The 22,690-nt window shown below is 70.0% G+C and carries 20 protein-coding genes and 1 pseudogene; 9 read left to right on the top strand and 12 right to left on the bottom strand.

Annotation, left to right across the window (positions count from 1 at the left end):
- Positions 1-80: 80 nt before the first annotated feature.
- Genes OO71_RS36830 through benA form a run of 4 tightly spaced genes read right to left on the bottom strand, consistent with a single transcriptional unit; the run spans position 81 to position 6,986 of the window.
- Entirely contained in the window at positions 81-2,636 is a 2,556-nt protein-coding gene (locus OO71_RS36830) for a helix-turn-helix transcriptional regulator (RefSeq protein WP_084145532.1), read from the bottom strand.
- A 27-nt stretch (positions 2,637-2,663) separates the two neighbouring features.
- A complete protein-coding gene (gene benC, locus OO71_RS53025; protein ID WP_033294631.1) occupies positions 2,664-5,102 on the bottom strand; it encodes a benzoate 1,2-dioxygenase electron transfer component BenC in 2,439 nt (812 codons plus the stop codon).
- A 7-nt stretch (positions 5,103-5,109) separates the two neighbouring features.
- Positions 5,110-5,619 (bottom strand): benzoate 1,2-dioxygenase small subunit, encoded by a 510-nt coding sequence (benB, locus tag OO71_RS36820; protein ID WP_033294630.1) that lies wholly within the window; start codon positions 5,617-5,619, stop codon positions 5,110-5,112.
- The gene (benA, locus tag OO71_RS36815; protein ID WP_033294629.1) at positions 5,616-6,986 is read right to left on the bottom strand and encodes a benzoate 1,2-dioxygenase large subunit; all 1,371 of its coding nucleotides are present in this window, start codon (positions 6,984-6,986) and stop codon (positions 5,616-5,618) included. Before benA ends, benB begins: the two co-directional genes overlap by 4 nt.
- A gap of 201 nt (positions 6,987-7,187) precedes the next feature.
- On the opposite strand from benA, the gene OO71_RS36810 reads away from it, so the two are divergent.
- From OO71_RS36810 to catC, 4 genes and pseudogenes are all read left to right on the top strand, one after another.
- Entirely contained in the window at positions 7,188-8,096 is a 909-nt protein-coding gene (locus OO71_RS36810) for a LysR substrate-binding domain-containing protein (protein ID WP_033294628.1), read from the top strand.
- Positions 8,093-9,192: pseudogene (locus OO71_RS46750) on the top strand (mandelate racemase/muconate lactonizing enzyme family protein). The gene OO71_RS36810 and the pseudogene OO71_RS46750 overlap by 4 nt, the downstream one beginning before the upstream one ends.
- 31 nt (positions 9,193-9,223) lie before the next feature.
- A complete protein-coding gene (gene catA / locus OO71_RS36800; protein WP_033294627.1) occupies positions 9,224-10,066 on the top strand; it encodes a catechol 1,2-dioxygenase in 843 nt (280 codons plus the stop codon).
- Positions 10,067-10,076: 10 nt separating this feature from the next.
- Positions 10,077-10,355 carry a muconolactone Delta-isomerase gene (catC, locus tag OO71_RS36795; RefSeq protein WP_033294626.1) on the top strand — a complete coding sequence of 93 codons (279 nt, stop codon included), beginning with the start codon at positions 10,077-10,079 and terminating at the stop codon, positions 10,353-10,355.
- Here the strand turns inward: catC and OO71_RS36790 are convergent.
- From OO71_RS36790 to OO71_RS36770, 5 genes are all read right to left on the bottom strand, one after another.
- Positions 10,352-10,783: a MarR family winged helix-turn-helix transcriptional regulator gene (locus OO71_RS36790; protein WP_033294625.1), complete on the bottom strand. Its 432-nt coding sequence runs from the start codon at positions 10,781-10,783 to the stop codon at positions 10,352-10,354. The genes catC and OO71_RS36790 overlap by 4 nt on opposite strands.
- Before the next feature lie 33 nt (positions 10,784-10,816).
- Positions 10,817-12,007, bottom strand: coding sequence for a CaiB/BaiF CoA transferase family protein (locus OO71_RS36785; RefSeq protein WP_033294624.1), 1,191 nt, complete (start codon positions 12,005-12,007; stop codon positions 10,817-10,819).
- An 88-nt stretch (positions 12,008-12,095) separates the two neighbouring features.
- Complete coding sequence (locus tag OO71_RS36780) at positions 12,096-12,335, bottom strand: hypothetical protein (protein ID WP_033294623.1); 240 nt, start codon at positions 12,333-12,335, stop codon at positions 12,096-12,098.
- A gap of 116 nt (positions 12,336-12,451) precedes the next feature.
- Positions 12,452-13,213 carry an NPP1 family protein gene (locus OO71_RS36775; RefSeq protein ID WP_033294622.1) on the bottom strand — a complete coding sequence of 254 codons (762 nt, stop codon included), beginning with the start codon at positions 13,211-13,213 and terminating at the stop codon, positions 12,452-12,454.
- A 114-nt stretch (positions 13,214-13,327) separates the two neighbouring features.
- Positions 13,328-14,512, bottom strand: coding sequence for an FAD-dependent monooxygenase (locus tag OO71_RS36770; RefSeq protein ID WP_033294621.1), 1,185 nt, complete (start codon positions 14,510-14,512; stop codon positions 13,328-13,330).
- 104 nt (positions 14,513-14,616) lie between these two features.
- Here OO71_RS36770 and OO71_RS36765 point away from each other — a divergent pair, with 104 nt between their 5' ends.
- The 3 genes from OO71_RS36765 (at position 14,617) to OO71_RS36755 (ending at position 17,261) form a co-directional block, all read left to right on the top strand.
- Positions 14,617-15,084: a MarR family winged helix-turn-helix transcriptional regulator gene (locus OO71_RS36765; protein ID WP_033294620.1), complete on the top strand. Its 468-nt coding sequence runs from the start codon at positions 14,617-14,619 to the stop codon at positions 15,082-15,084.
- 52 nt (positions 15,085-15,136) lie between these two features.
- Positions 15,137-16,207, top strand: a complete 1,071-nt coding sequence (locus OO71_RS36760; RefSeq protein ID WP_033294619.1) for a zinc-binding metallopeptidase family protein — start codon at positions 15,137-15,139, stop codon at positions 16,205-16,207.
- Positions 16,208-16,286: 79 nt separating this feature from the next.
- The gene (locus OO71_RS36755) at positions 16,287-17,261 is read left to right on the top strand and encodes a pirin family protein (RefSeq protein WP_033294618.1); all 975 of its coding nucleotides are present in this window, start codon (positions 16,287-16,289) and stop codon (positions 17,259-17,261) included.
- Here OO71_RS36755 and OO71_RS36750 read toward each other — a convergent pair.
- The 3 genes from OO71_RS36750 to OO71_RS36740 form a co-directional block, all read right to left on the bottom strand.
- Entirely contained in the window at positions 17,236-18,168 is a 933-nt protein-coding gene (locus tag OO71_RS36750; protein ID WP_051792672.1) for an alpha/beta fold hydrolase, read from the bottom strand. The genes OO71_RS36755 and OO71_RS36750 overlap by 26 nt on opposite strands.
- A 69-nt stretch (positions 18,169-18,237) precedes the next feature.
- Positions 18,238-19,107 (bottom strand): LysR family transcriptional regulator, encoded by an 870-nt coding sequence (locus OO71_RS36745; protein ID WP_033294617.1) that lies wholly within the window; start codon positions 19,105-19,107, stop codon positions 18,238-18,240.
- A 9-nt stretch (positions 19,108-19,116) separates the two neighbouring features.
- Positions 19,117-20,025, bottom strand: coding sequence for a phosphatase PAP2 family protein (locus OO71_RS36740; RefSeq protein ID WP_033294616.1), 909 nt, complete (start codon positions 20,023-20,025; stop codon positions 19,117-19,119).
- A 111-nt stretch (positions 20,026-20,136) separates the two neighbouring features.
- Here OO71_RS36740 and OO71_RS36735 point away from each other — a divergent pair, with 111 nt between their 5' ends.
- Together OO71_RS36735 and OO71_RS36730 are read left to right on the top strand one after the other, a co-directional pair.
- A complete protein-coding gene (locus OO71_RS36735; RefSeq protein WP_033294615.1) occupies positions 20,137-20,817 on the top strand; it encodes a response regulator transcription factor in 681 nt (226 codons plus the stop codon).
- Positions 20,818-20,876: 59 nt separating this feature from the next.
- Positions 20,877-22,241: a sensor histidine kinase gene (locus OO71_RS36730; protein WP_084145534.1), complete on the top strand. Its 1,365-nt coding sequence runs from the start codon at positions 20,877-20,879 to the stop codon at positions 22,239-22,241.
- Positions 22,242-22,690 lie beyond the last annotated feature (449 nt).

The raw sequence follows: 22,690 nt of genomic DNA, 5'->3' as shown, positions 1-22,690 counted from the left end.
ACTTCCCACGGCCTGCGCTGGGCCACACCAACCTCCCGCCACATGATCAACAACAGGAGACATCAAACCACAAACCAAGATCATTCTGTTAGGACCTCTAAGTGGTATTGGACGGTTTTCACGGAGAGGAACAGTTCTGCTGCTACTTCTCGGTTGGATTGTCCCCTTGCGACCAATCTTGCTACCGCTTCTTCTTGCGGGGTGAGGGTTTTGTCGGCTCCGGACCTTGGGACGTGTACTCCGCCGGCGCGGAGTTCTCGGTCGCAGCGGGCGGCGTAGGTCGTTGCGCCCATTGAGGCGAAGCCGTCTCGTGCGGCTGCCAGTTGGGTGTCTGCCCGTGCGCGGCGGCCCAACCTCCGCAACGTCTGTCCGTATGCGAACGCCATCCGAGCTTGGTCGTATCGCAGTGGCAGTGTTCCGATCAGCTCCATTGCCTCGTCGAAGGCTGCGGTCGCGCCGGGGTGATCATTGCGCGCGCCGAGTAGCCGTCCCCGTGCTGCGGCTAGCCTTGCCCGAGTTGACACGTGATCGCGTTTGGCGGCAAGGCGTTCGTGCGGAACGAGAAATGCGTCGGCCTCGTCGGATCGTCCGCTCAGGACCAAAGCGTGCGCGTACAGATCTTGCCACGGCCAATGGCCTGGCTCGTCGATTGCGCGTGGCAGTGACGAGCGGGTCAATGGGTGTAGCGCCCGCAACACACCGGATGAATCGGCCGCCGCCTCGGCGACTTGTGCTCTTGCCAGCAGGCCGGGGACTCGCATGATTTCGTAATCCTGCGGGCCCGCCGCGCAAGCCAGCAGTGCCTCGTCTGCTCGTTCCCGGTCGCCGCGCAGGGTGTGGATTGCGGCCGCCGTCCAGTACAGCAGTGGGCCGGTGACCATGATTCCGCTGCGGTCGATCAAGCCGCGGGCTTCGCGGACCACGCGCAATGCGTCGTCCCATTCGCCGGTCAGGAACAGCGTTCTCGCCAGCCAGGCTTGTGCCCACAGGGAAATCCGTGCCGAGCCGCCCAGGTAGCTCGTGGGTACGGCGCTTTCCAAATCCACCCGGGCGTCGTCGATGCGGTCGGTGAGCAGGTTCAGCCAGCCACGTGCCATGACCACCCGCTGGGCCTGCGCGCCGTGCCGGATCCGCTCGGCCAGGTGCGTGTAGTCCCGCCGCGCTTGCCGGGCACGCCCCGATGCGGCGAGGCCGAGGCCACGGATGGCGGCGGCTTCGATCGCGGGCGGTGTCTCGGGTACTGCGAGCTCGATCGCGCGGTCCGCCCAGCGCACCAGGTCGTCGGCGTTGTACCGGCACAGGGCGTCCAGGACGTAGCGCTGGCAGATCACCGCCGCCGTTTCCGGATCGCGCGATGCGTTCACGATGTCCCACGCACGGCTCAACCGGCTGCCTGCCTCGGTGGCTCGGCCACGGACTACCGCCAGGTAACCGAGGACTGCATCCCGCAACGGCGTCTCGCGGACGCTTTCCACCTCCGGAGCCAAAGCGGCGGCGCGGAAGACGTCACCGGCGCCGATCAGGGCGTCTACTGCGCGGGTGATTCGTTCCTGCCGCAGCAAGGGTTCCTCGGTGAGGCGACCAGCGTCGTTGAGCAGTACTGCAGCGGTGCCCCACGCGCCTTCGGCAGCCCGCTCGACGGCCATGGCGTCGAGGCGGTCCGCGACGCTCGCGTCCGGCACCGGGCTCGCCGCCACCAGGAGCCGCAGGCTTCGCGCCGAGTCTTCGACCAGGTCAGCCGCCCGCCGCTGCAACTGCGAGCGCCGCTCCGGGCCCAGTTCGGCGAGCACCGCCGCGCGGACCATCGGATCCGGCGGACCCACCTCGGAGAGCCCGCGTGGGGCGAGTTCGACCAAGCGGGTCGCGCAGGCCTCGTCGAGCACCGGCAGCGGGTCGTCGACGTCGGCCAAGGCCGCCACCGAGCGCACCGCCGCCCCCGCGCCGAGTACCGCGGTGGCGGCCACAAATCGTTCCGCCGCAGGGGAAATCGCCGCCAGGCGCTCGCGGACCGACGCCGCAATCGCGGCCGGGGCGGGCAGGTTCGGATCGAAGCGGGCCCAGGTCGTCCGTGGGACCTCGGTGAGCAGCTGAACCACAAATCGCGGCCGCCCGAGAGTGTGGCGGCAAAGCCGTTCGGCCATGGTCGGGTGCAGGGCGATGCCGTGTGCCGACGCCAGTTCGGACACCTCTGCGGCATCAAGCGGCGGGACGCGGACCTCGTCGTCGGCCATGCGGGTGAGCAATTCGAGCACGTCCGCGCGGGCCCGCGGGTCGCCTGTCGCGGCGGTGAGCAGCACCGTGACCTGTGGATGGTGCCGCAGCAGCGACGACAACGTGCGGATCGAGTCCACATCGGCGAGGTGGGCATCGTCGACCACGAGCAGGGTGCCGGGCGCCAACCGGGCGGCCAGCGCATCGGCCACCATCAACGGCGAGCCATCCACCGGCAGGTCCGGCACCAGCTGCCGCACCACCGCGTACGCGCCCTCCCACTCGGCGGCGGCCGCTCGGAGCACCGGGCCCGGGCGGGCATCGGCCAGCCGCTGTGCCAGTGTGGTCCGGCCGGAGCCGCCCGGGCCGCGCACCAGTACGGCACGCCCGGGTGGCAGGCGTACCGAATCCGCCGGTCCGGTCACGGTCCTCCCAGCTCACGAGTTCGGTCGTCAGCCGAGGTCACCCCCGGCTACGGGCAGGACGGTACCGGTCACGTACGAGGCCTCGTCCGAGGCCAGGAACGCGATCGCCGCGGCCTGCTCGTCCAGGGTGCCGTACCGCTTGAGCAACGACGACTCGACGGTCTGGTCGATGTGCGCCTGGAACCACGCCTGCTCCTGGCCGGTGGCCGGGTCCGGGCCGCCGCGCGGGATCCGCCGCGGCGGGGCTTCAGTGCCGCCCGGAGCGGTCGCGACCACGCGGATCCCGGCGCCGGCGTACTCGAACGCCAGCGACGCGGTGAGTGCGTTGATCCCGCCCTTCGCCGCGGAGTACGGGATGCGGTGGATGCCGCGGGTGGCCGCCGACGACACGTTCACGATCACCCCGCCGCCCCGTTGCGCCATCGACGCAACGGCGGCGCGGCAGGAGAACAACGTGGTCATCAGCGAGCGGCGGACCTCGGCCTCGATCTCGTCCGGGCTGAACTCGGTGAACGGCTTGAACCGCAGCGCGCCGCCGACGTTGTTCACCAGCACGTCGATCCGGCCGAACCTGGTCAGCGCCGCCTCGGTGACGGCCTGCGCACCCGCCCAGGTCTCCAGGTCGGCGATCACCGGCAGTGCCTCGGGCAGTTCCCCGGCCAGGCCGCTGACCAGGCCGGACCGGTCGGCGAGCACCAGCGAGCCGCCCTCTGCGGCGATCCGGCGCGCGGTTGCCTCGCCGATCCCCTGCGCCGCGCCGGTGACCACCACGACCTTGCCCGCGAACCGGCCCGGCGACAGGAACTTCGGCCCGCTGACCTCGCCCATCGCCCGCCGGGTGGTCACCTTGGACCGGTCCGCGTGCTCGACGATCAGCCGTCGCGCGGTCGCCCGGTCCCCCGCTTCGAAGGCGGCGACCAGGTCGAGGTGGTCCTGCGTGCAGCGCGGATGGCACCAGGTCGCGTTGCGCAGCGTTTCGGCCATGTGCCCCTTCACGCCGAGCGCCTGATACGCCTGCAGGAGGTGCTCGTTGCCGGTGAGCGTGAACAGGTAGTCGTGGAAAGCCGCGTTGGTTTCGGTGTACGCGGCCGCGTCCAGGAAGCGGTCACCGTCCACATAGGGCACAGTCGATTCGGCCAGCAGGCGGTACCCGGCGAGCTGACCCGACGACAACCGGCCGATGGTCAATTCCAGCGCACCCAATTCGAGCGCCTGCCGAGCCTCGAAAACGGCGTCCGATTCGTGGACCGACGGATGTTCCTCGCCGATTTCGTACTCCCCCGGCGGCTCCGCCGCAGGCAGCATTTCCTGCCCGGCGATCCGCCGGGCAACCAGTGCTTCGTCCACTGCGGACAGTGCCGTCCCGGCCCGCAGCGGGACCACTTCGGCCTCCGGGAACAGTTCCTGCCCGGCCAGCGACCGGCCACCGGTCGGAACAAGCTCGATCTCCTCGACGGGAATCTCGCGTACCGGAGCCGCCGCCAGCGCGAACTTCTCGTAGTAGAACCCGGTCGGCTCGAATCCGGTCGAAGCGAAATGCCCGCGTACCGCTTCCACCATCGGCGGCGGACCGCACAAATACACCGCGACGTCGCCACCATGCAGGTGCTCGTCCCGGATCAGCGTGGTCACATACCCTTTGTTCGGCGCCGCACTCGCCGGATCGGAAACGCAATAGTCCCAGGTGAAGCCAGGCAGATCCGTGGCCAGCTTTTCCAATGTGGCAGTCTCGACCAGATCCTCATCGGTGCTGACCCCGTACACCAAATGCACCGGACGGTCGTCGCTCATGGTGCGCACCATCGACAGCATCGGCGCCAGCCCGGTCCCACCCGCCAGCAACAGCACCGGCCGGTCCGTCTCACGCAGGAAGAAGCTCCCGTGCGGACCGGTGAACGTCAGCTCATCGCCGGATTTCGCCCGTCCGGTCAGGTAATCCGACATCACGCCGCCAGGCGTGAGCTTCACCAGAAACGTCAACTGCCCATCACCGGGTGCATTGCTGAACGAATACGACCGCGTGACTTCCGTACCCGGCACCGTGACATTCACGTACTGCCCCGGCAGAAACGGAATCTGATCCCGAATTTCCACCGTGAGCGCCATGGTCGTGCGCGAAAGCCGCTCCAGACCAGTGAGCGTGCCACGGAATTCGGCCGCCTGGGTTTTCGCCACCGCCGACGTACTAGCAATCTGCAGGACAAGATCGGACTTGGGTTTCATACTGCACGGCAACACATATCCGCGCGCCGCCTCGTCCGGGCTCAACGCGTCGTCGAGGTAATCACCGCCCTCGTACTCCCCCGATTCACAGAACGCCTTGCAGGTACCGCAAGCGCCGTCGCGGCAGTCGAGCGGGATGTTGATCCGCTGCCGGTACGACGCATCCGCGACGGTCTGCTCCGGCGCGCACGTGACGAAGCGCGTGACTCCGTCCTCAAAGGACAGTGCGATCCGGTGAGTCATGACGGCCTCAGAAATGGTAGACGTCGACGACGTGATGAATATAGTCATTCTTGAGCACCACGGTCTTACGCCGGATCAACGGCGCCGGACCAGAGAAATCGATCGTGTAGAACGACGTCCCGTAATACGGATCGACCGTGTGGTACCGGAAATACATCGTGTGCCAGTTGAACCGCACGTCCACCACGTCACCGTGCCGCTCGATCAGTTCCACGTTGGCGATGTTGTGGCTCGTCCGCGGTTCCGGGATCGACGTCGCACTGGAGCGTTCGGTGCGGATGCGGAACACGCGATCTTCGAGCCCGCCCTTGTTCGGGTAGTAGATCAGCGAAATGTCGCGCTGCGGGTCCTCGGTCAGCAGATCGTCGTCGCCCCACGAGGGCATCCAATACACGACGTCGTCGGCGTAGCAGCCGAGCCACTTCTCGAATTCGCGGTCGTCGAGATAGCGTGCCTCGCGGTAGAGGAACTGCTCGATGTCCTGCTGGGTGATCGTCTTTTCGGCGACGGCGGTCATCGGGTGCCTCCCCGGACGGACTGTTCCCGCGCAATCGCGGCCCGCATCGTTTCCTGCCAATAGCCGTGCTGCACCGGATAAAGGCCCTCGTCCTCGTTCTTCTGCCCCGCCGAAACCACGCCGGTCAGGCCCAGCGACAACGCGACCTCGTCCGGTCCGGTGAGCCAATGCTGCGCGCCCCGGCTCATGTCGTTCCACGGCGCGGCCGACGCGCGAAAGGTGAGCTGGCAGGACCGGAACTCCTCCAGATCGTCCGGCGTCGCCATTCCGGAAGCGTTGAAGAAGTCCTCGTACTGCCGGATCCGCCACGCCCGCGCGTCGGCGCTCTCGCCTTTCGGCGCAATACAGTAAATGGTGACCTCGGTCTTGTCCGGCGCAATCGGCCGGAAATGCCGGATCTGCGTGGAGAACTGATCCATCAGATACACGTTCGGATACACGCACAAATTCCGCGAGCCCCGTACCATGAATTCCCCGCGGGCCTCGCCGAACTGTTCCTTGAGCTCCCCCATCCGCGGCCACAGCGGCCGGTCCTGCGGGTTGCCCGCCCAGGTCCACAGGCACAGGTGCCCGTGCGGGAACGACCAGTACCCGCCGCCGGACTTGCCCCACGCACCCGCGTCCAGGGTCTTCGTGTCGTTCGCCGATTCGCCGGTGTTGCGCCGCGCGGTGGTGGCCGCGTAGTTCCAGTGCGTGGCGGTGACGTGGTAGCCGTCGGCGCCGTTCTCCGCCTGCACCTTCCAGTTGCCGTCGAAGGTGTAGGTGGACGCGCCGCGCAGCACCTCCAGCCCGTCCGGCGACTGGTCCACCAGCATGTCGATCACCTTCGTGGCGTCGCCGAGGTGCTCGGGCAGCGGCAGCACGTCCGGGTTGAGGCTGCCGAACAGGAACCCGCGGTACGACTCGAACCGCGCGACCTTCGTCAGGTCGTGCGAGCCGCCGGTGTCGAACGACTCCGGGTAGCCCGCGCCGTCCGGGTCCTTGACCTTGAGCAGCTTGCCGTCGTTGCGGAAGGTCCAGCCGTGGAACGGGCAGGTGAGCGTGGGCCGGTTGTCGCGTTTGCGGCGGCAGATCATCGCGCCGCGGTGTGCGCAGGCGTTGATCAGGCAGTGCAGCTCGCCGTCCTTGTCGCGGGTGAGCACCACCGGCTGGCGGCCGATCGTGGTGGTGAAGTAGTCGCCCGGCTCCGGCAGCTGGCTTTCGTGCGCGAGGTAGATCCAGTTGCCCTCGAAGATGTGCTTCATCTCGAGCTCGAAGATCTCCTCGTCGGTGAAGATCCGGCGGTTCGCGCGATAGACGCCCGCCTCCGGGTCCTCCACCACCGCGTCGGCGACGACGGCGGCAGCGTGGTCCAGCGTCTCGGTCATGGCTCCTCCAACGGGCAGCTGATCTGCACTGATCGGCACGTTCCGGGAACTGTGACAGGCCACGGCGACCGGTACACCAGGGCAAGCCCCAGTCCTGACCTAGGGTGCGATTGTTCGATGCTGTTTATCAATCAGCCGGAAATTGCTCCTTGTCTTGGCTGAATACCCGACCATACGGTGGAGCGAAGGAGAGGAAGCCCGATGGAACTGCGTCACCTGCGGTACTTCGCGGCCGTCGCCGAAACCTGTCACTTCGGGCGGGCCGCGGAACGGCTGCACCTCGCCCAGCCCGCGTTGTCGCACGCGATCCGGCAGCTGGAGGACGAGCTCGGCGTCGCCCTGCTCAGCCGGACGACGCGGCAGGTGCAGGTGACCCCGGCGGGCCGGTTCTTCCTCGCCGAGGCGCAGCGGATTCTCGACGCGGTCGAGGCGGGTGCCCGGGGCGCCCGGCGCATTGCCGACGGACGGCTCGGCCTCGCGCGGATCGGCTTCACCGGAACCGCGGCGCTGTCCCATCTCCCGCAGGTCGCCCGCGCCTTGCAGCACCGGCTGCCGGACGTGGAGCTGGAAGTGCACGCCGACCTGCTCACCGCCGAGCAGTGCGAGCGCCTGCGGGACGGCACGCTCGACGTCGGGGTGCTGCGGCCGCCGGTCACCGGCGGCGACCTCGAGCTGCAGGTGATCGAGACCGAACCGCTGGTGCTCGCCGTCCCGGCCGACCACCGGCTCGCCGTGGAGCCGGTGGTGTCGATGACCGACCTGCGGGCGGAAACCTTCGTCACGTACCCGGGCAGCCATTCCGTGGTCAACGAGGCGGCGCTGCGCAGCTGCCGCGACGCCGGGTTCACCCCGCGCCGCGAGCACGAAGCGGCCGGGACCGCAGTGCTGCTGGCACTGGTGGCCGGTGGCCTCGGTGTCGGCGTGGTACCCGCTTCCGCCCGCGCTTTGCCACTGGCCGGGGTCGTGTTCCGCGACCTCGCCGGAGCCGCCACCGTGCAGCTCGCGCTCGCCTGGCATCGCGACCGGCCGTCCGCGCTGGTCCCGGCGGTGCTCGACGCGCTCGGCGAGCTCTTTCCCGCCGAACTACCCGTTTCAGGGGGCAGACCGTGAAAATCACCGAGGTGGAGGCGATCCCGTTCGCCATCCCCTACCGCAAACCGCTCCGCTTCGCGTCCGGCGAGGTACACACGGCCGAGCACGTGCTGGTCCGCGTGCACACCGACGACGGGATCATCGGCGTCGCCGAAGCACCGCCGCGGCCGTTCACTACGGCGAGACGCAGGCCGGGATCGTCGCCGTGCTGAACACCGTGTTCGCCCCGCAGGTCGTCGGATTGAGCTTGCTGGAACGGGAAACCGTGCACCGCAGGCTCGCCCGCACAGTCGGCAATCCGGCCGCGAAGTCCGCTTTGGACATGGCGATCTGGGACGCGCTCGGGCAAAGCCTCGACGTGTCGGTCACCGAACTGCTCGGCGGGTACACCGATCGCATGCGGGTATCGCACATGCTCGGCTTCGACGAACCGGCCGCGATGGTCGCCGAGGCGGAACGAATCCGGGACACGTACGGGATCACCACGTTCAAAGTGAAGGTCGGACGCCGTCCGGTCACCCTGGACACCGCCGTGGTCCGGGCGCTGCGTGAAAGGTTCGGCACCGCCGTCGACCTTTACGTGGACGGAAACCGGGGCTGGACCGCCGCGGAATCTGCGCGGGCGATGAAGGAAATGGCCGACCTGGACCTGCTGTTCGCCGAGGAACTGTGCCCCGCCGACGATGTACTCGGCCGCCGCTGGCTCGTGTCCCAAGTGGACGTTCCGTTCATCGCCGACGAATCCGCCGTCAGCCCGGCCGACGTCACCCGCGAGATCCTCGGCGGATCGGCCACCGCGATCAGCATCAAGACCGCGCGCACCGGCTTCACCCGCTCGCAGCGTACGCACCACCTCGCCGAGGGGCTGGGGCTGGAAGTCGTGATGGGCAACCAGATCGACGGCCAGCTCGGTTCACTGTGCACTGTCGCATTCGGAGCGTCGTACGAGCTCACCGCGCGCCGCCCCGGCGAGCTGTCCAACTTCCTCGACATGAGCGACGACCTGCTCGCCGAGCCGCTGTCCATTGCCGACGGCGAGCTCGCCATCCGCCCCGGCGCCGGTCTCGGCGCCGCGATCGACCCGGGCAAACTCCGCCACTACCGGCTGGACTGAGCCGGAAAACCTGATGGATCAAGGAGGATTCATGACTGCCGTCCACTCCCCCACCGCCGCCGCGTCCGGGGCCAGCGCCACCGAACGGTTCAAGAGCGACAAGCTCACGGGTGCCGCGGGCACGCCGAAGGAGCGCGTCGACCTGCTGGCCCGCGAGGTGCTCGAGGCCGTGCACAGCACTATCCGCAAGCACAAAGTGACCTATGCCGAGTACAACGCGCTCAAGTCGTGGCTGATCAGCGTCGGCGAGGACGGCGAATGGCCGCTGTTCCTGGACGTCTGGGTCGAGCACGTCGTCGAGGAGGTCGCCACCGAACACCGCGAGGGCAACAAGGGCACCATCGAAGGCCCGTACTACGTGCCGGACGCTCCCGAGCAGGGCGCGCGCGGCTCGGTGCCGTCGCGGGAGGACGAGCCGGGTACACCATTGGTCTGGACCGGCCAGGTCACGTCGACCACCGGAACCCCGTTGGCTGGCGCGAAAGTCGAGCTGTGGCACGCGGATGCGGCAGGGCTGTACTCGCAGTTCGCGCCCGGCATCCCGGAGTGGAACCTGCGCGGCACCTTCACGACGGACGCCGAGGGCCGCTTCGAGATCCACACCGTGCGACCGGCGCCGTACCAGATTCCCACCGACGGCGCGTGCGGCAAGCTGATCGCCGCCGCGGGCTGGCACGCGTGGCGGCCGGCGCACCTGCACGTAAAGGTTTCCGCGCCAGGGCACGAATTGCTCACCGCGCAGCTGTACTTCCCGGGCGACGAGCACAACGACGACGACATCGCGTCCGCGGTGAAGCCCGAACTGCTGCTCGACCCGCGCCCGTCCGGCGACGGGGAGATCATCGAGTACAGTTTCGTCCTCGACCCGGCTTGATCGGAGAAGCATGCTCTACCACGTACGCATGGACGTCCGCCTGCCGCCGGACCTCGACCCGGCGGCCCGCGCAGACCTCCTTGCGCGGGAGAAGGCGTACAGCCAGCAGCTGCAGCGAACCGGGAAATGGCCACACCTCTGGCGGATTGCCGGGGAGTACGCGAATTTCTCGGTGCTCGATGTGGACAGTCACGACGAGCTGCACGAACTGCTGTCGAACCTGCCGCTGTTCCCGTATATGGACATCCACGTGACACCACTGGCGAAGCACCCGTCCAAAGTGGACTAATCCGCCACGAACCTGGTCAGCAGCCTGCCGAACTCGGTCACGTCGTGGCGAGGCCAGTCTTGCAGGCGTTCGGCCAGCCGTTCCCGTTGCGCCGCCCGGGTGGTCGCCACTGCGCACCGCCCGGCGGCGGTGAGCTCGAGCCGCTGCTTCCGGGAATGGTGCGGATCCGGGCCGCGGACGAGTAACCCGGCGTCCTCGAGTTCGGCCAGCTGTCTGCTCACTGTGGACGGATCGAGCCCGTACTCCTGGGCGAGATCCGCCGCGTGCGCACAGTCGGCAAGGTCCACAGAGGACAGCAGGGTGTACGGCACGAAGCCGAGGCCTTCGTAGAGTTCGTTCGACCGCACCCGGGAACCGCGGGAGAACAGGATCATCGCCCGGTGGATGGCGTCAAGGGCATCGCTCGCGTCGAGGCCTGGTCCCGGCATGTGCCCCGATGCTAGAGATGCACCATACAACTGTCAACGCGCGATCCCGCGCTGCAGCAGGTCGTCCGCGTCCACCCCGGCTTCCTGCAAGAGCGCCCGGGTGTGCGCGCCGAGCGCGGGGACGTCGCCCATCCGCGCCTCGACGTCCGCGAAAGTCACCGGCGGCAGCAACGCGTCCACGGTGGCGTTCTCGGTTTCGACGGTGCGCCAACGGTTCCGGGCACGCAGCTGCGGATCTGCGACGACGTCGGCGACCTGTTTCACCTGGGCCGCAGGGATTCCCGCGGCGGCAAGGCGCTCGTCGAGCTCGACGGTGGACCACCGGGACGTCTCGGCCGCGACCGCCTCGTCACAGGCCGCGCGATGGCGCACGCGCTCGACGTTGGTGACGAAACGCGGGTCGTCGGCCAGCTGCGGCGCATCGAGCACGGAGGTGACCAGCGTGCGCCACCCGGCGTCGTTCTGCACGCCGATGAGCATCTGACCGTCTTTCGTGGGGTACGCGTCATACGGCGCGATCGAGCTGTGGCTCAGGCCCATCCGCTCGGGCTGGCGCCCGGAGTACATCTGGCTGTAGACCGCGTAGCCCATCCACTCCACGGTCGCCTCGAACATCGACACCTCGACGGTCGCGCCCTCGCCGGTCCGCCACCGGCGCAGGAGTGCGGCGAGCACGGCCTGCGCGCAGTACATCCCCGACGCGATGTCGGACGTCGGAATGCCGGTCTTCACCGGCGTGTCCGGGGTGCCGGTGATGCCGATCAGCCCGGCCTCGGCCTGCACGAGCATGTCGTAGGCCTTCCGCTGCTCGCGCGGTCCGCCCCGGCCGTAGCCGGACAGGTCGACGACGATCAGCTCCGGATGGTCCGCCCGCAGCTCGTCCGCGCCGAACCCGAGCCGCGCGGCCGCACCCGGCGCGAGGTTCTGCACGAACACGTCAGCCTGCGCGACGAGCCGCCGCACCACGTCCTGCCCCTCGGCGGTCTTGAGGTCGACCGCGAGCGACTCCTTGCCGCGGTTGAGCCACACGAAATGCGCCCCGGTCCCGTGCACGACGTGGTCGTACTCGCGGGCGAAGTCACCGCCGTCGACGCGTTCGACCTTGATCACCCGCGCCCCGAGGTCGGCGAGCGTGCGAGTGGCCAGCGGCGCGGCGACGGCCTGCTCGACGGAGACGACGGTGACGCCGTCGAGCGGAAGGGCAGCGGGACGGTCTGCGTGCATACGGGACACTATTCCCGGCCCGATTGAGACCCGTCCAATACCAGCCGCCCGCCTCACTCATGCGGAAACGGCATCAATCCTGGCAGGCTCACATGTCGACCCAGAGAATCCACTTGCTCCCGGAGGGGCGGCACACCGAGCGTTCCGGGGTCTTCCTGCCCAGATTCCGGAGCGCCTGATCGGCAAGGCAGGACTTCTCGTAGTCGTACATCTTCACCGGAACGTACTTCGCGGTCGTAGCCGGAGCCGCCGATGCCACTCCCGGAACGACGACTCCCGCACTCGCCCCGAGAACAATCCCGGCCGAGACAATCAGCTTCCGAACCACCCAGCACTCCGATCATCGGGGGACGCTGCTTCCGGTTCATACCGTAGGGCCCGATTACCGTCCGCTGGGCGGGATCTGCCCGTCCGTCCGGATTCCCCGGGAGCGGAAGCGCACCGCTACCCGCGTGGGTCGAACGGGATGCCCGCCGGCTTGGCTTTCCCCAGCAGCTCCTGGTAGCGGCCTTCGTTGATCTTGATCGTGGCAGCGCCGAAGTCGGCGGTCATCAGGCGGTCGCGCAGGGCGGTGGACGGCCAGCCGTCCCAGCCGACCAGCGGCGGGTAGCGCCACGTGTGGTAGTGGTTCTCCGGCGGTTCGTCGTGGGCGTCGGCCAGGCGGAAGAAGTGCGTGCTCAGGCCGTCCTTGTGGTAGACGACCTTCGGATGCGCGCCGTCGAAGGCGACCTGCGTGCGCGGGTAGGTGACCTGCGACGAGTGCTGCGTGGTGGTCACGTACTCGACCCGGTCGGACGCCTGGTCGATCCACGAGATCACGTGCTCCCAGTCGTGCCGGTGCCCGCCGAGCCCGCTGCCGTCCACCGCCTGGTCCTTCTCGAAATAGCTGGCGTACACGACCGCGCACCAGCCGTGGTTGCAGGTGGAACGGGAGTAGGTCTGGGAGTTGTCTAGGTCGGAGCGGTCGTGGCAGTTCCCGTTGACCGCGCCGGACGTCTTGAGCCCCGGCGCGAGCGTGCCGTCCGGGCCGATCGCGGGCGTGGCGTAGCAGCCGTCGCCGTCGTAGTCGTAGGCGGGCGAGAAGGACAGCTCGTACCCACCGGCGTTCTGCGGCAGGTTGTGCGGCGGATCGGCGTAGGCCACCGAAACCGGGAACAGCAACGCGGCGCCCGCGAGCACCGTCACGACCCGCTGGAGTTTCCTCATGCCGGGATGGTGGCACCGCCGCGCGGGAAGCTGAAGGGACACCAGGGAAACATCGCGCGGCGAGCCGGAATGGTCCCGCTCACCGGCACGATGCATCCCTTGTACACCAGCGGTTTATCCGGTGACGACGCGCTCCGGCGGCAGGGTCAGGTTCGAGTGGACCTCGCGGCTCGTCTCGGCGGGCAGCCCGTCCGGGTCGCGCAGCGCAGCGTTGCGCGCCGCCAGTTCCTCCTCGGTGCGCGGCGAAAGCATCAGCGCCCCCGCCGGAGCAAGATCTTGGTTGCGCGTCATGAATTCCCGTGCCCGCCGGTCGTACGCCGCGAAGGCAGCCGGGTGCTCCGCGTCGGCCAGCTCGTACGCCAGCAGGTACGCGCCGATGAGCGCAAGACTGGAACCCTGGCCGGACAGGAACGACGTCGCGTGCGCGGCATCCCCGGCCAGGACCACCCGGCCCTTCGACCACACCGGCATCCGGATCTGGCTGACGACGTCGAAGAACAGGTCGTCGGCGGAACGCATGGTTTCGACGAGCCGCGGCACCTCCCAGCCGTCGCCGGTGAAGTAACTCGCGACGAGGTCGCGCTGCGCGGCCGGATCGGCGAAGGCGTGCAGCGGAGCATCTTCGCGGCTGAAGGACAGGAATCCGTGCATGCGTTCGCTGTCGTCGGTGGCGTACAGCGTCGCGGTACGGCCTGCGACGGTCCAGGTGACCGCTTCGTGCGACAGCCCGAGGTAATTCGGCGCAGTGAATCCGGCAAAGCAGTAGCCGAGGTAGTGGTGGAACTGCTTCTCCGGGCCGAAGACGAGCGTGCGAGTGTTGGAGTGCAGCCCGTCGGCACCGATCACCAGGTCGAATGTGCGGCGCAGGCCGCTGCGGAACGTCACGTCCACGCCGTCGCCGTGGTCGTCGAGCGTCGTGATCGAATCGCCGAACCGGAACTCGGCCTCGTCGCGGACCGCACCGTACAGCAGGTCGGTGAGGTCGCCGCGGCGCAGCTCGATGTCCTGTCCGGCCACACCGCCGGTCAGCTCCTCCGGCTCGATCTGCGCCAGCTGCGCGCCACCGGCGTCGAGGAACGTGATCCGGCGAGTCGCGACATGCCGTTCCCGCGCCGCCTCCAGCAACCCCATCCGCCGCAGCACCTCGACTGCCGGCCCGCGCGCGTCGATCGGGTACCCGCCGCCCCGCACCGCGGACGCCTTCTCCACCACGGTGACCGTGAAGCCGTACCGGCTCAGCCAATACGCCAGCGCCGGGCCCGCAATGCTCGCCCCCGAGATCAGCACGCTCCTGCTCATGGTTCTCCCCTTTCCCCGGCAGGCGATAGATGCCTACCTTAGGTATCCTTTTCCGAACGACCCAACTGTATACCTAACTTAGGTATCTATTCAAGGAGCCCGCGATGCCGTCCGATCCCTCGCTGCTGCGGGAGCTGCTCCCCCGGCTCACCGAGCTGAGCAGCTCCCTGAACCGCGGACGGCTGGTCGAGCGCGCGCTCGAGGCGAGCGGGCTGGCGCTCGAACGGCCCGCGATCACGATCCTCGGCGTGCTGCACCTCGCGGGCGAACCGCTGCGGGTCGGGGAGATCGCGCACCGGATGAAGGTGGTCGGGCCGCATGTGACGCGGCAGGTGCACGGCCTGGAAAGCCGCGGCCTCGTGCAGCGCATCGCGGACCCGGCCGACCAGCGGGCCAGGCTGATCCAGCTCACCGCCGACGGAACGGCCGCGATCGAGCGGTACTTCGGCGTCGTCGAAGGCTGGTTCACCGACGCGTTGAGCGGCTGGTCCGCCGAGGACCGCCGGGCACTGGGCGCGCTGCTGACCCGGTTCACCGAGGACCTGACCGCACGCCTGTCCACTCTGGACTGACTACCCGCCGGCGGGACGGATCGAATCGCGGCAGGCTGGGTACCTGAGCGGCATGGAGGCGGACGAGGACCGGCACGACCGGGCCGACCACGAGATCGGGCTGCTCGCCGAGCAGCTCTGGGCGCACGCTCAGGCACCGGACCTCGGACCGGCGCTGACCGAAGCCGGGTTCGACGTCTCCCTCGAAAACGGCTTCACCGCGCGGTACGGCACCGGACGGCCGTGCGTCGCGCTGCTGCCACCCACCGACGGGCGGCCGGAATCGGGGCACAACCTGGTCGTTGCCGCTGTGCTGGGCGCCGCGCTCGCGACGGCGCGCGTCATGGACGCCGGGTCGCTGCTGGTCACCGACCATCCGGCCGACGGGGTCGACGCGGTCCTCACCTTCCAGCCCGGCGTACACACCTGGGCGGCAGCACCACTCACCGCGCGCACTGAACTGCGCGTCACCGTGCACGGCCGATCCGGTCCGGCACCCGAGGACCGCACCGACGCGCTCGCCGGGCTCGTGCAGGTCTTCACCGCCGTCGCCGCCCTGCGGTCCCGGCTTCCGGCAGGCGCGGTCGTACAGGGCATCGTGACCCGCGGCGGCGAGTCCACCGACGTGGTCCCCGACCTGGCCGAAGCCCAGTTCGGCCTGCGCGCACCCACCGCGGCCGTGGTGACCAGGCTGGTGTCCGAGGTGACCGCAGCCGCCGACGGCGCAGCGCTGGCCACCGGCACGAAGGCGGACGTCGAGCGGGTCGGCCCGGAGCGCACGCATTTCCGCGACAATCCGGTGCTGTCCGGGCATTTCACCCGCCACCTCGCCGCGTGCGGAATCCTCACCACCCCGCCGGGGCCGGGCTCGGTACCCGGCCGCGCCGAGGTGGGCGACCTGAGCGTGCGGGTACCGACGATCCATCCGTCGGTCGCGCTCCTGGACCCGGCGCATGCGGCCGGAACGCCGGAATTCGCCGAGGCGACCAGGTCTCCGCGCGCGCGGACGGTACTGCTGGCAACTGGCGCGGCACTCGCGCGCACTGCCTTGGACCTCCTCGCGCACCCGGCGCTGGTGCGGCAGGTGTGGGACAGCTTCGAGGACCGGGCCCGCCAGGAACGCTCGACCCAGCCGATCCTGTAACTCCTCGCGGTCTCCAAGATCGGCCCGCACCGGCCGCGGCCGACGTATCGTCGGCAGGGCAACGAGATCAGGAGGCGCGATGAGCAACGTCGAGACCGAACCGGCCGAGCTGGCGTGCGGCGGGGACCCCGCGGCGCCGGGCCGGGTCGAGGTTCTCGGTGCGCGGTCGGTGCCGCTCGGCGGGCCGCGGGCGATGCCGGTGCACCGGACCCTGCCGCAGCGGCCCCGCTCCCTCATCGGGGCCTGGTGTTTCGCCGACCACTACGGCCCGGTCGACCCGGCCGAGAGCGGCGGGATGTCGGTCGGCCCGCATCCGCACACCGGGCTGCAGACGGTGAGCTGGCTGTTCGCCGGAGAGATCGAGCACCGTGACAGCCTCGGCTCGCACGCCATGGTCCGGCCCGGCGAGCTGAACCTCATGACCGGCGGCCACGGAATCTGCCACGAGGAAGTCTCGACCCCGGAAACGACGCTGCTGCACGGAGTTCAGCTGTGGGTCGCACTCCCGGACGAGCACCGGCACGCCGACCGCGACTTCCAGCACTACGTCCCGCCGGTCACCGCCCTCGACGGCGCCACCGCGCGGGTGTTCCTGGGCACGCTCGCGGGTGAGACGTCGCCGGTACGCACGTTCACGCCGTTGCTGGGCGCGGAAATCGTCCTCGAACCGGGCTCGCAGACCCGTCTCGAGGTCGACCCGGAGTTCGAGCACGGCGTCCTCCTCGACACCGGCACGATCACCTTCGAGGGCACCCCGCTGGAGACGGCCCAGCTCGGCTACCGCGGCACCGGCGCCCGGACGATCGACCTGCGCAACCCCGGATCCGCCCCGGCCCGTGTGATCCTGCTCGGCGGGCCGCCGTTCGGCGAGGAAATCCTGATGTGGTGGAACTTCGTCGCGCGCAGCCACGACGAGATCGTGGAGTTCCGCGAGGCGTGGGAAGCGGAATCCGCACAGTTCGGCGCCATCGAGCCGTACCCGGGCGGCCCGGCGCGGCTGCCCGCTCCCCCGCTGCCCGCGGTGCGGATCAAGCCCCGGCGGAACCCGTCGTGAAAGCTGCCCGCGGTGCGGAACCTGTCGTGAAGAAGGTGCGCAGTTCCGCGGTGACCTCGGCCGGGGCTTCCTCCGGCAGGTAGTGGTCGGCGGCGAGCGCGCGGCCGGAAACCTGCGCGGCGTACTCCCGCCACACGTCGAGCACGGCGTAATTCCGGCCGACGAAACTGCGCTCGCCCCACAACGCCAGCAGCGGTACCTCGATCCGGCGGCCTGCGTCGGCGTCGTCGTGTTCCAGGTCGATGCCCGCCGCCGCGCGATAGTCCGAACAGGACGCCGCGATGGCTGCCGGGTCGGAGAAACAGCGCACGTACTCGGCTTCGGCGGCCGGGTCGAACGGCGTGCCCCCGGCGTGCCGGGCGCCCATCCGCGCGCGGATCCAGAACTCCGGGTCGCCGCCGATCAGCCGTTCCGGGATGCCGTGGCCCGCGGCCAGGAAAAACCAGTGGTAGTACCCGAGCCCGAAGGCTGCGTCGGCGTTCGCGAAGGTGTGCCGGGTCGGGACGATGTCGAGCACCGCGAGCCGGGTGACCACGTCCGGGTGGTCCAGCGCCATCCGGTGCCCGACGCGTCCGCCGCGGTCGTGCCCGGCCACCGCGAACCGGTCGAAACCCAGGTCCCGCATGAGGTGTACCTGGTCGGCGGCCATCACGCGCTTCGAGTACTCCGCGTCGTCCGGGCCGGGCGCGGGCTTGCCGCTGTCGCCGTAGCCACGCAGGTCCGCGGCGACCACGGTGAAGTCCGCAGCCAGCGCGGGAGCGACGTGGTGCCAGATCACGTGCGTCTGCGGGTATCCGTGCAGGAGCAGCAGCGGCGGCCCGGAACCGGCCACTTTCGCGTGAATCCCGACCCCGCCGGCGTCCACTGTGTGCGACCGGAACGGACTGGGCAGCGGCACGCTCGTCATGTCCCCCATGTCATCAGTGCCGGAGGCGCGTGTCCACGAGCGGATCCGAGCCCGGCTGATCGGTTCCGCCTATGGTTCCTGCGCCGCGGCGAGAAACGCGCGGGCAGGCGGGGTCAGCACGCCGGACCGGTGCACGAGGGCGAGATGCAGGTACGCGGGCGGATCGAGGGCGAGGACGCGAGCCCCGGCGCGTTCGGCCAGCGGTACCCACGAATCGGCGAGCACCGCGACCCCGACCCCGGCCAGCACGAGCGGCAAAATCGCTTCCCGGTGCTCGGTTTCGACCACGTCGACCAGCTCGACGCCGTCCGCCCGGATCCCGTCCACGAACCGGCGCATCCCGGTGCCGGGCTGGCCCACGATCATCCGCCGTCCGGCCAGGTCCGTGTGCCGCACCGGGCCCGCGAGATCGGTGTCCCCCGGCGCGACCAGCACGAACCGCTGCCGCTCCAGTGGTACCACCTCGACGCCGGGCCCGGCGATCGGCTCGGTCCCGGCGGCCAGCCCCAGCTCGGTGGTCCCGCTGCGGACCTGCGCCAGCACCTCCCCGGACCGGAACGCGGCCCGCACGGCGACCGACATCCCCGGGTGGCGGCCGGTGAAGCGGCGGATCATCCCGCACAACGGCTCCACGGCCTGCGACGGCATCGCCGCGATCTCGACCCGGCCCACCTGCAGCCCGGCCACCGAGTCCACGCTGGACCGCGCCGCGGCGAGGCCGCGGACCACCTGCCGCGCGGGTTCGACCAGCGCCTGCCCGGCCTGCGTGAGCACGAGCCGGCGGCCGATCCGGGAGAAGAGGTCGGTACCCAGATCGCGTTCCAGCCCGCGGATCGCCTGCGACAGCGACGGCTGGGCCACGTACAGCGCCTGCGCGGCCTTGGTCATGCTCCCCTGGTCCACCACCGCGAGGAAGTACTCCAGCTGCCGCGCGTCCACGCGGCGACCCTAGCGGGGGTCGCCGCCGCGCACCCGGTTCCGCGCGCCGGACGGGTCGAAGTTCACCCGGCGCAGCGGTCCGGCGGCGAGCAGCACCACCGCCACCGAGCTCACCGCGGCCAGCACCAGCGCGGCGACGAACCGGGCCGGTACCGAGGTCGCCGACGCCAGCACCGCGTACCCGGCGGCCACGACCGCAACCGGGCCGAACAGCGCGACCGCGGTCGCCACCGGCGGAATCCGGCCGCCGTCCGGACGCCGGGCCGAGACGACCGCCGCGCCCGCACACACCACCGCGGCCACCAGCAGGCTGCCGCCCACGGTGTCCGACAGGCGGTGCCAGCTGAGCGCGACGGTCGCCGCAGCCACCCAGGCCACGCCGGGCGCACCCACGGCGAGTACCCAGGTCCGGAACCGGGCGGGCAGCACCACGGCCAGTGCCAGCAGCACCGCGGTGGCCGCGGTGACGTGCCCGCTCGGGAAGCTGTTGTGGCTCGGGCCGCCCCCCGCGGAGCCGATGTCCGGCCGGTCGAGCAGGTAGATCTTGAGCAGCTGGGCGGCGGCCAGCGGCAGCAGGAAGAGCACCAGCGCGGTCACCCCGAGCGCGAAGCGACGGCGGACCACCGCGAGCAGCACGATCACCACGCCCGCCCCGCCGAGTACCGCCACCAGGTCGAGCCCGGTGAGCGGCTCCGCCCATTCCACAGTGGCCCCACGGAGGGTCTGCGCCGTCCGGACGACGCCGTTCTCGGCCAGCTGCCCGCCCGCGGTGCGCACGAAGAGCAGGTAGGCCACGGCGAAGGCGACGGTGAACCCGCCCGCGGCGGCGATGAGCACGGCCGTGCGGGACGGGCGCTGCGGCACCAGTGCATGGCGGGGCATTGCGGACGTCGGCTTTTCGGGGGTCATCACTGCCATGTCCCCGAGCCTGGCCGCGGGATTTCGGGATCCCGTCAGGACCATGTCATGGTTTCGCTACAAGATCCGCCCGGGTCGCGCGCGCCCGCGGGTTTTCCCAATAATGACCGCGTGGCAGTGGTGTTGGTGGTCGAGGACGACGCGTCCGTCCGGGAGGGCTTGGAGCTGGCGCTGCGCAGGCAGGGATACACGGTGCACACCGCGGCGAGCGGCGAGGACGGGGTGGTGCTGCTGCGCGTGCGGGCACCGGACCTCGTGGTGCTCGACCTCATGCTGCCCGGGATCGACGGGTTCGAGACCTGCCGCCGGATGCGTGCGGCCGGTCAGGTGCCGATCATCATGCTGACCGCCCGCAGCGACGATTTCGACATCGTCGCCGGTCTCGAAGCGGGTGCGGACGACTACGTGGTGAAGCCGGTCGAACCGCGGGTGCTCGACGCGCGGATCCGGGCGGTGCTGCGCCGCACGGCCGCCGACCACGACGGCGCCGCGCCCGAACAGCACGGTGACCTGGTGATCGACCGGGCGGGCCTGCAGATCCGCAAACACGGCGAACCGGTCGCGCTCACGCCCACCGAGCTGAGGCTGCTGCTGGAGATCTCGCGGACGCCCGGCCGGGTGCACAGCCGCCGCCAGCTGCTGGCGACCGTGTGGGGGCACGACTACCTCGGCGACTCCCGCCTGGTCGACGCGTGCGTGCAACGGCTGCGCGCGAAGATCGAGGACGTCCCGGCGCGGCCGGACCACGTGCAGACGGTGCGCGGGTTCGGCTACAAGTTCGGCCGCTCGTGAAGCGGCTGCGGTCGTGGGTGTCCGGCCTCCGTTCCCGGCTGGTGCTGGCATTCGCCGCGATGACCCTGGTCGGCGCGGGCGCGGCGGCGGGCGCGAGCTACGTGTCGGCGCGCACCACGATCCTGGCCGGCGTACAGGACCCGGCGATGCTGCAGCTGCGGGACGAGGTCACCGCGTACCTGCCGCAGATGACCCTTCCACCCGACCAGCAGCAGCTCGAAAACCTGGCGCACACGCTGAAGGGCACCACCGTGGTCGTATTCGGTGCCCTGCGTTCCAGCACCGGGTTCGACCCGGCGAGCCTGCCCGCCGAGCTGCGCCGGGAGGTCGCGCAGAGCTTGTCGATCCAGTTCCAGCGGGTCGTGGTGGACGGTCGCCCGGAGCTGCTGATCGGGATGCCGGTACTGCGGTACCGCAGCAGCGGGCGGGAGCACACCGGGGTCGAGGTGTACAAGAAGGTGTCGCTGGACGCCCAGGAGATGGCGATCGACCAGCTGGCCACGCGGGCGTGGCAGATGACGGCGCTGGCGCTGCCGGTCGCGGTCGCCTTGGCGCTGCTGGCCGCAAGCCACGTACTGCGCCCGGTGCGCGCGCTGAACTCGGCGGCCCGCAAACTCGGCGACGGCCAGCTAGACGTACGGCTGCCCGCGAAGGGGTCGGACGAGCTGTCCCAGCTGGTCACGACGTTCAACCACACGGCAGCGGAACTGGAGCGCACGGTCGGCTCCCTGCGCGCCATGGAGGCCGACGCCCGCCGGTTCGTCGCCGACGTGTCACACGAGCTGCGCACGCCACTGGCCGCGATGAACGCCGTCACCGACGTACTCGACGAGGACGCTTCGCAACTCCCCGCGGACACCGCCGTCGCGGCGCGCCTGGTATCCGCCGAAACGCGCCGTCTCACACGGCTGGTGCAGGACCTGGTGGAGATCTCCCGCTTCGACGCCGGCCGCGCCGAGCTGCGAGCCGAGGAGGTGGACGTGGCCGAGGTGGTGTCAGGCAGCATCGCCGCCCGCGGGTGGACCGCGGAGGACGGAATCCACGCTGAGCTGCCCCCCGGAGTCACGGCCTTCGCCGACCCCCGGCGACTGGACCTGGTGGTGGCGAACCTGGTCGGAAACGCCCTGCGACACGGCGCGCCACCAGTGACCGTCCGCCTGACCGCCGACGCCGCAACGGTCACGCTCGAAGTCGCCGACCACGGCCCGGGCATCCCGGCGGAAATGCTGCCGCAGGTGTTCGACCGGTTCACGAAGGCGGACACGTCGAGGGCAAGATCGGAGGGAAGCGGCTTGGGGTTGTCGATCGCACGGGAAAACGCCCGGTTGCACGGCGGGGATGTCGAGGCGGCGAATACCGTCAATGGGGCGGTGTTCACGCTGCGGTTGCCACGGTTGCCGAGGGTTTCTCCGGAGGACCGATGAGGTCGGGCAGGGTTTCGCGGTGGTGGGCTGGGTTGTGGGCTGGGTTGCGGACTCAGTGGCTGGTTCGGCGTTTGGCTGGAGCGGCAGCTCGGTCGTCGGCTCGGTTGTGGGCTCGGTGGCTGGTTCGGCGTTTGGCTGGAGCGGCAGCTCGTTGTCTCGCGCGGGGTTCGACTCGCCCGTCGGCCGGACCACCAACTCCAGCCTTGGCCCTACCGTCCCCACGCCAACCCGGCCCCGGCTCAACCCGCCGACCAACCGAGCCACCAACCCCAGCCCTGGCCACACCATCCCCACACCACCCCGGCCACCGTTCAACCCGCCGACCGGCCGGATCAGCAACTCCGGCCTTGGCTCTACCGTCCCCACGCCAACCCGGCCCTGGCTCAACCCGCCGACCAGCCGAGCCACCAACCCCGGCCCTGGCCACACCATCCCCACACCACCCCGAC

The sequence above is a fragment of the Amycolatopsis jejuensis genome (assembly GCF_000717335.1).
Lineage (GTDB): Bacteria > Actinomycetota > Actinomycetes > Mycobacteriales > Pseudonocardiaceae > Amycolatopsis > Amycolatopsis jejuensis.
Note: the sequence above shows the minus strand (reverse complement) of the source record. Positions and strands in the feature narration are given on the sequence as shown.

Excerpts from the sequence above, each read along its gene's own strand:
- benC (WP_033294631.1), bottom strand. The coding sequence starts at position 5,102 with ATGACTCACCGGATCGCACTGTCCTTTGAGGACGGAGTCACGCGCTTC.
- benB (WP_033294630.1), bottom strand. The coding sequence starts at position 5,619 with ATGACCGCCGTCGCCGAAAAGACGATCACCCAGCAGGACATCGAGCAG.
- benA (WP_033294629.1), bottom strand. The coding sequence starts at position 6,986 with ATGACCGAGACGCTGGACCACGCTGCCGCCGTCGTCGCCGACGCGGTG.
- OO71_RS36810 (WP_033294628.1), top strand. The coding sequence starts at position 7,188 with ATGGAACTGCGTCACCTGCGGTACTTCGCGGCCGTCGCCGAAACCTGT.
- catA (WP_033294627.1), top strand. The coding sequence starts at position 9,224 with ATGACTGCCGTCCACTCCCCCACCGCCGCCGCGTCCGGGGCCAGCGCC.
- catC (WP_033294626.1), top strand. The coding sequence starts at position 10,077 with ATGCTCTACCACGTACGCATGGACGTCCGCCTGCCGCCGGACCTCGAC.
- OO71_RS36790 (WP_033294625.1), bottom strand. The coding sequence starts at position 10,783 with ATGCCGGGACCAGGCCTCGACGCGAGCGATGCCCTTGACGCCATCCAC.
- OO71_RS36785 (WP_033294624.1), bottom strand. The coding sequence starts at position 12,007 with ATGCACGCAGACCGTCCCGCTGCCCTTCCGCTCGACGGCGTCACCGTC.
- OO71_RS36775 (WP_033294622.1), bottom strand. The coding sequence starts at position 13,213 with ATGAGGAAACTCCAGCGGGTCGTGACGGTGCTCGCGGGCGCCGCGTTG.
- OO71_RS36770 (WP_033294621.1), bottom strand. The coding sequence starts at position 14,512 with ATGAGCAGGAGCGTGCTGATCTCGGGGGCGAGCATTGCGGGCCCGGCG.
- OO71_RS36765 (WP_033294620.1), top strand. The coding sequence starts at position 14,617 with ATGCCGTCCGATCCCTCGCTGCTGCGGGAGCTGCTCCCCCGGCTCACC.
- OO71_RS36760 (WP_033294619.1), top strand. The coding sequence starts at position 15,137 with ATGGAGGCGGACGAGGACCGGCACGACCGGGCCGACCACGAGATCGGG.
- OO71_RS36755 (WP_033294618.1), top strand. The coding sequence starts at position 16,287 with ATGAGCAACGTCGAGACCGAACCGGCCGAGCTGGCGTGCGGCGGGGAC.
- OO71_RS36750 (WP_051792672.1), bottom strand. The coding sequence starts at position 18,168 with ATGACGAGCGTGCCGCTGCCCAGTCCGTTCCGGTCGCACACAGTGGAC.
- OO71_RS36740 (WP_033294616.1), bottom strand. The coding sequence starts at position 20,025 with ATGGCAGTGATGACCCCCGAAAAGCCGACGTCCGCAATGCCCCGCCAT.
- OO71_RS36730 (WP_084145534.1), top strand. The coding sequence starts at position 20,877 with ATGACCCTGGTCGGCGCGGGCGCGGCGGCGGGCGCGAGCTACGTGTCG.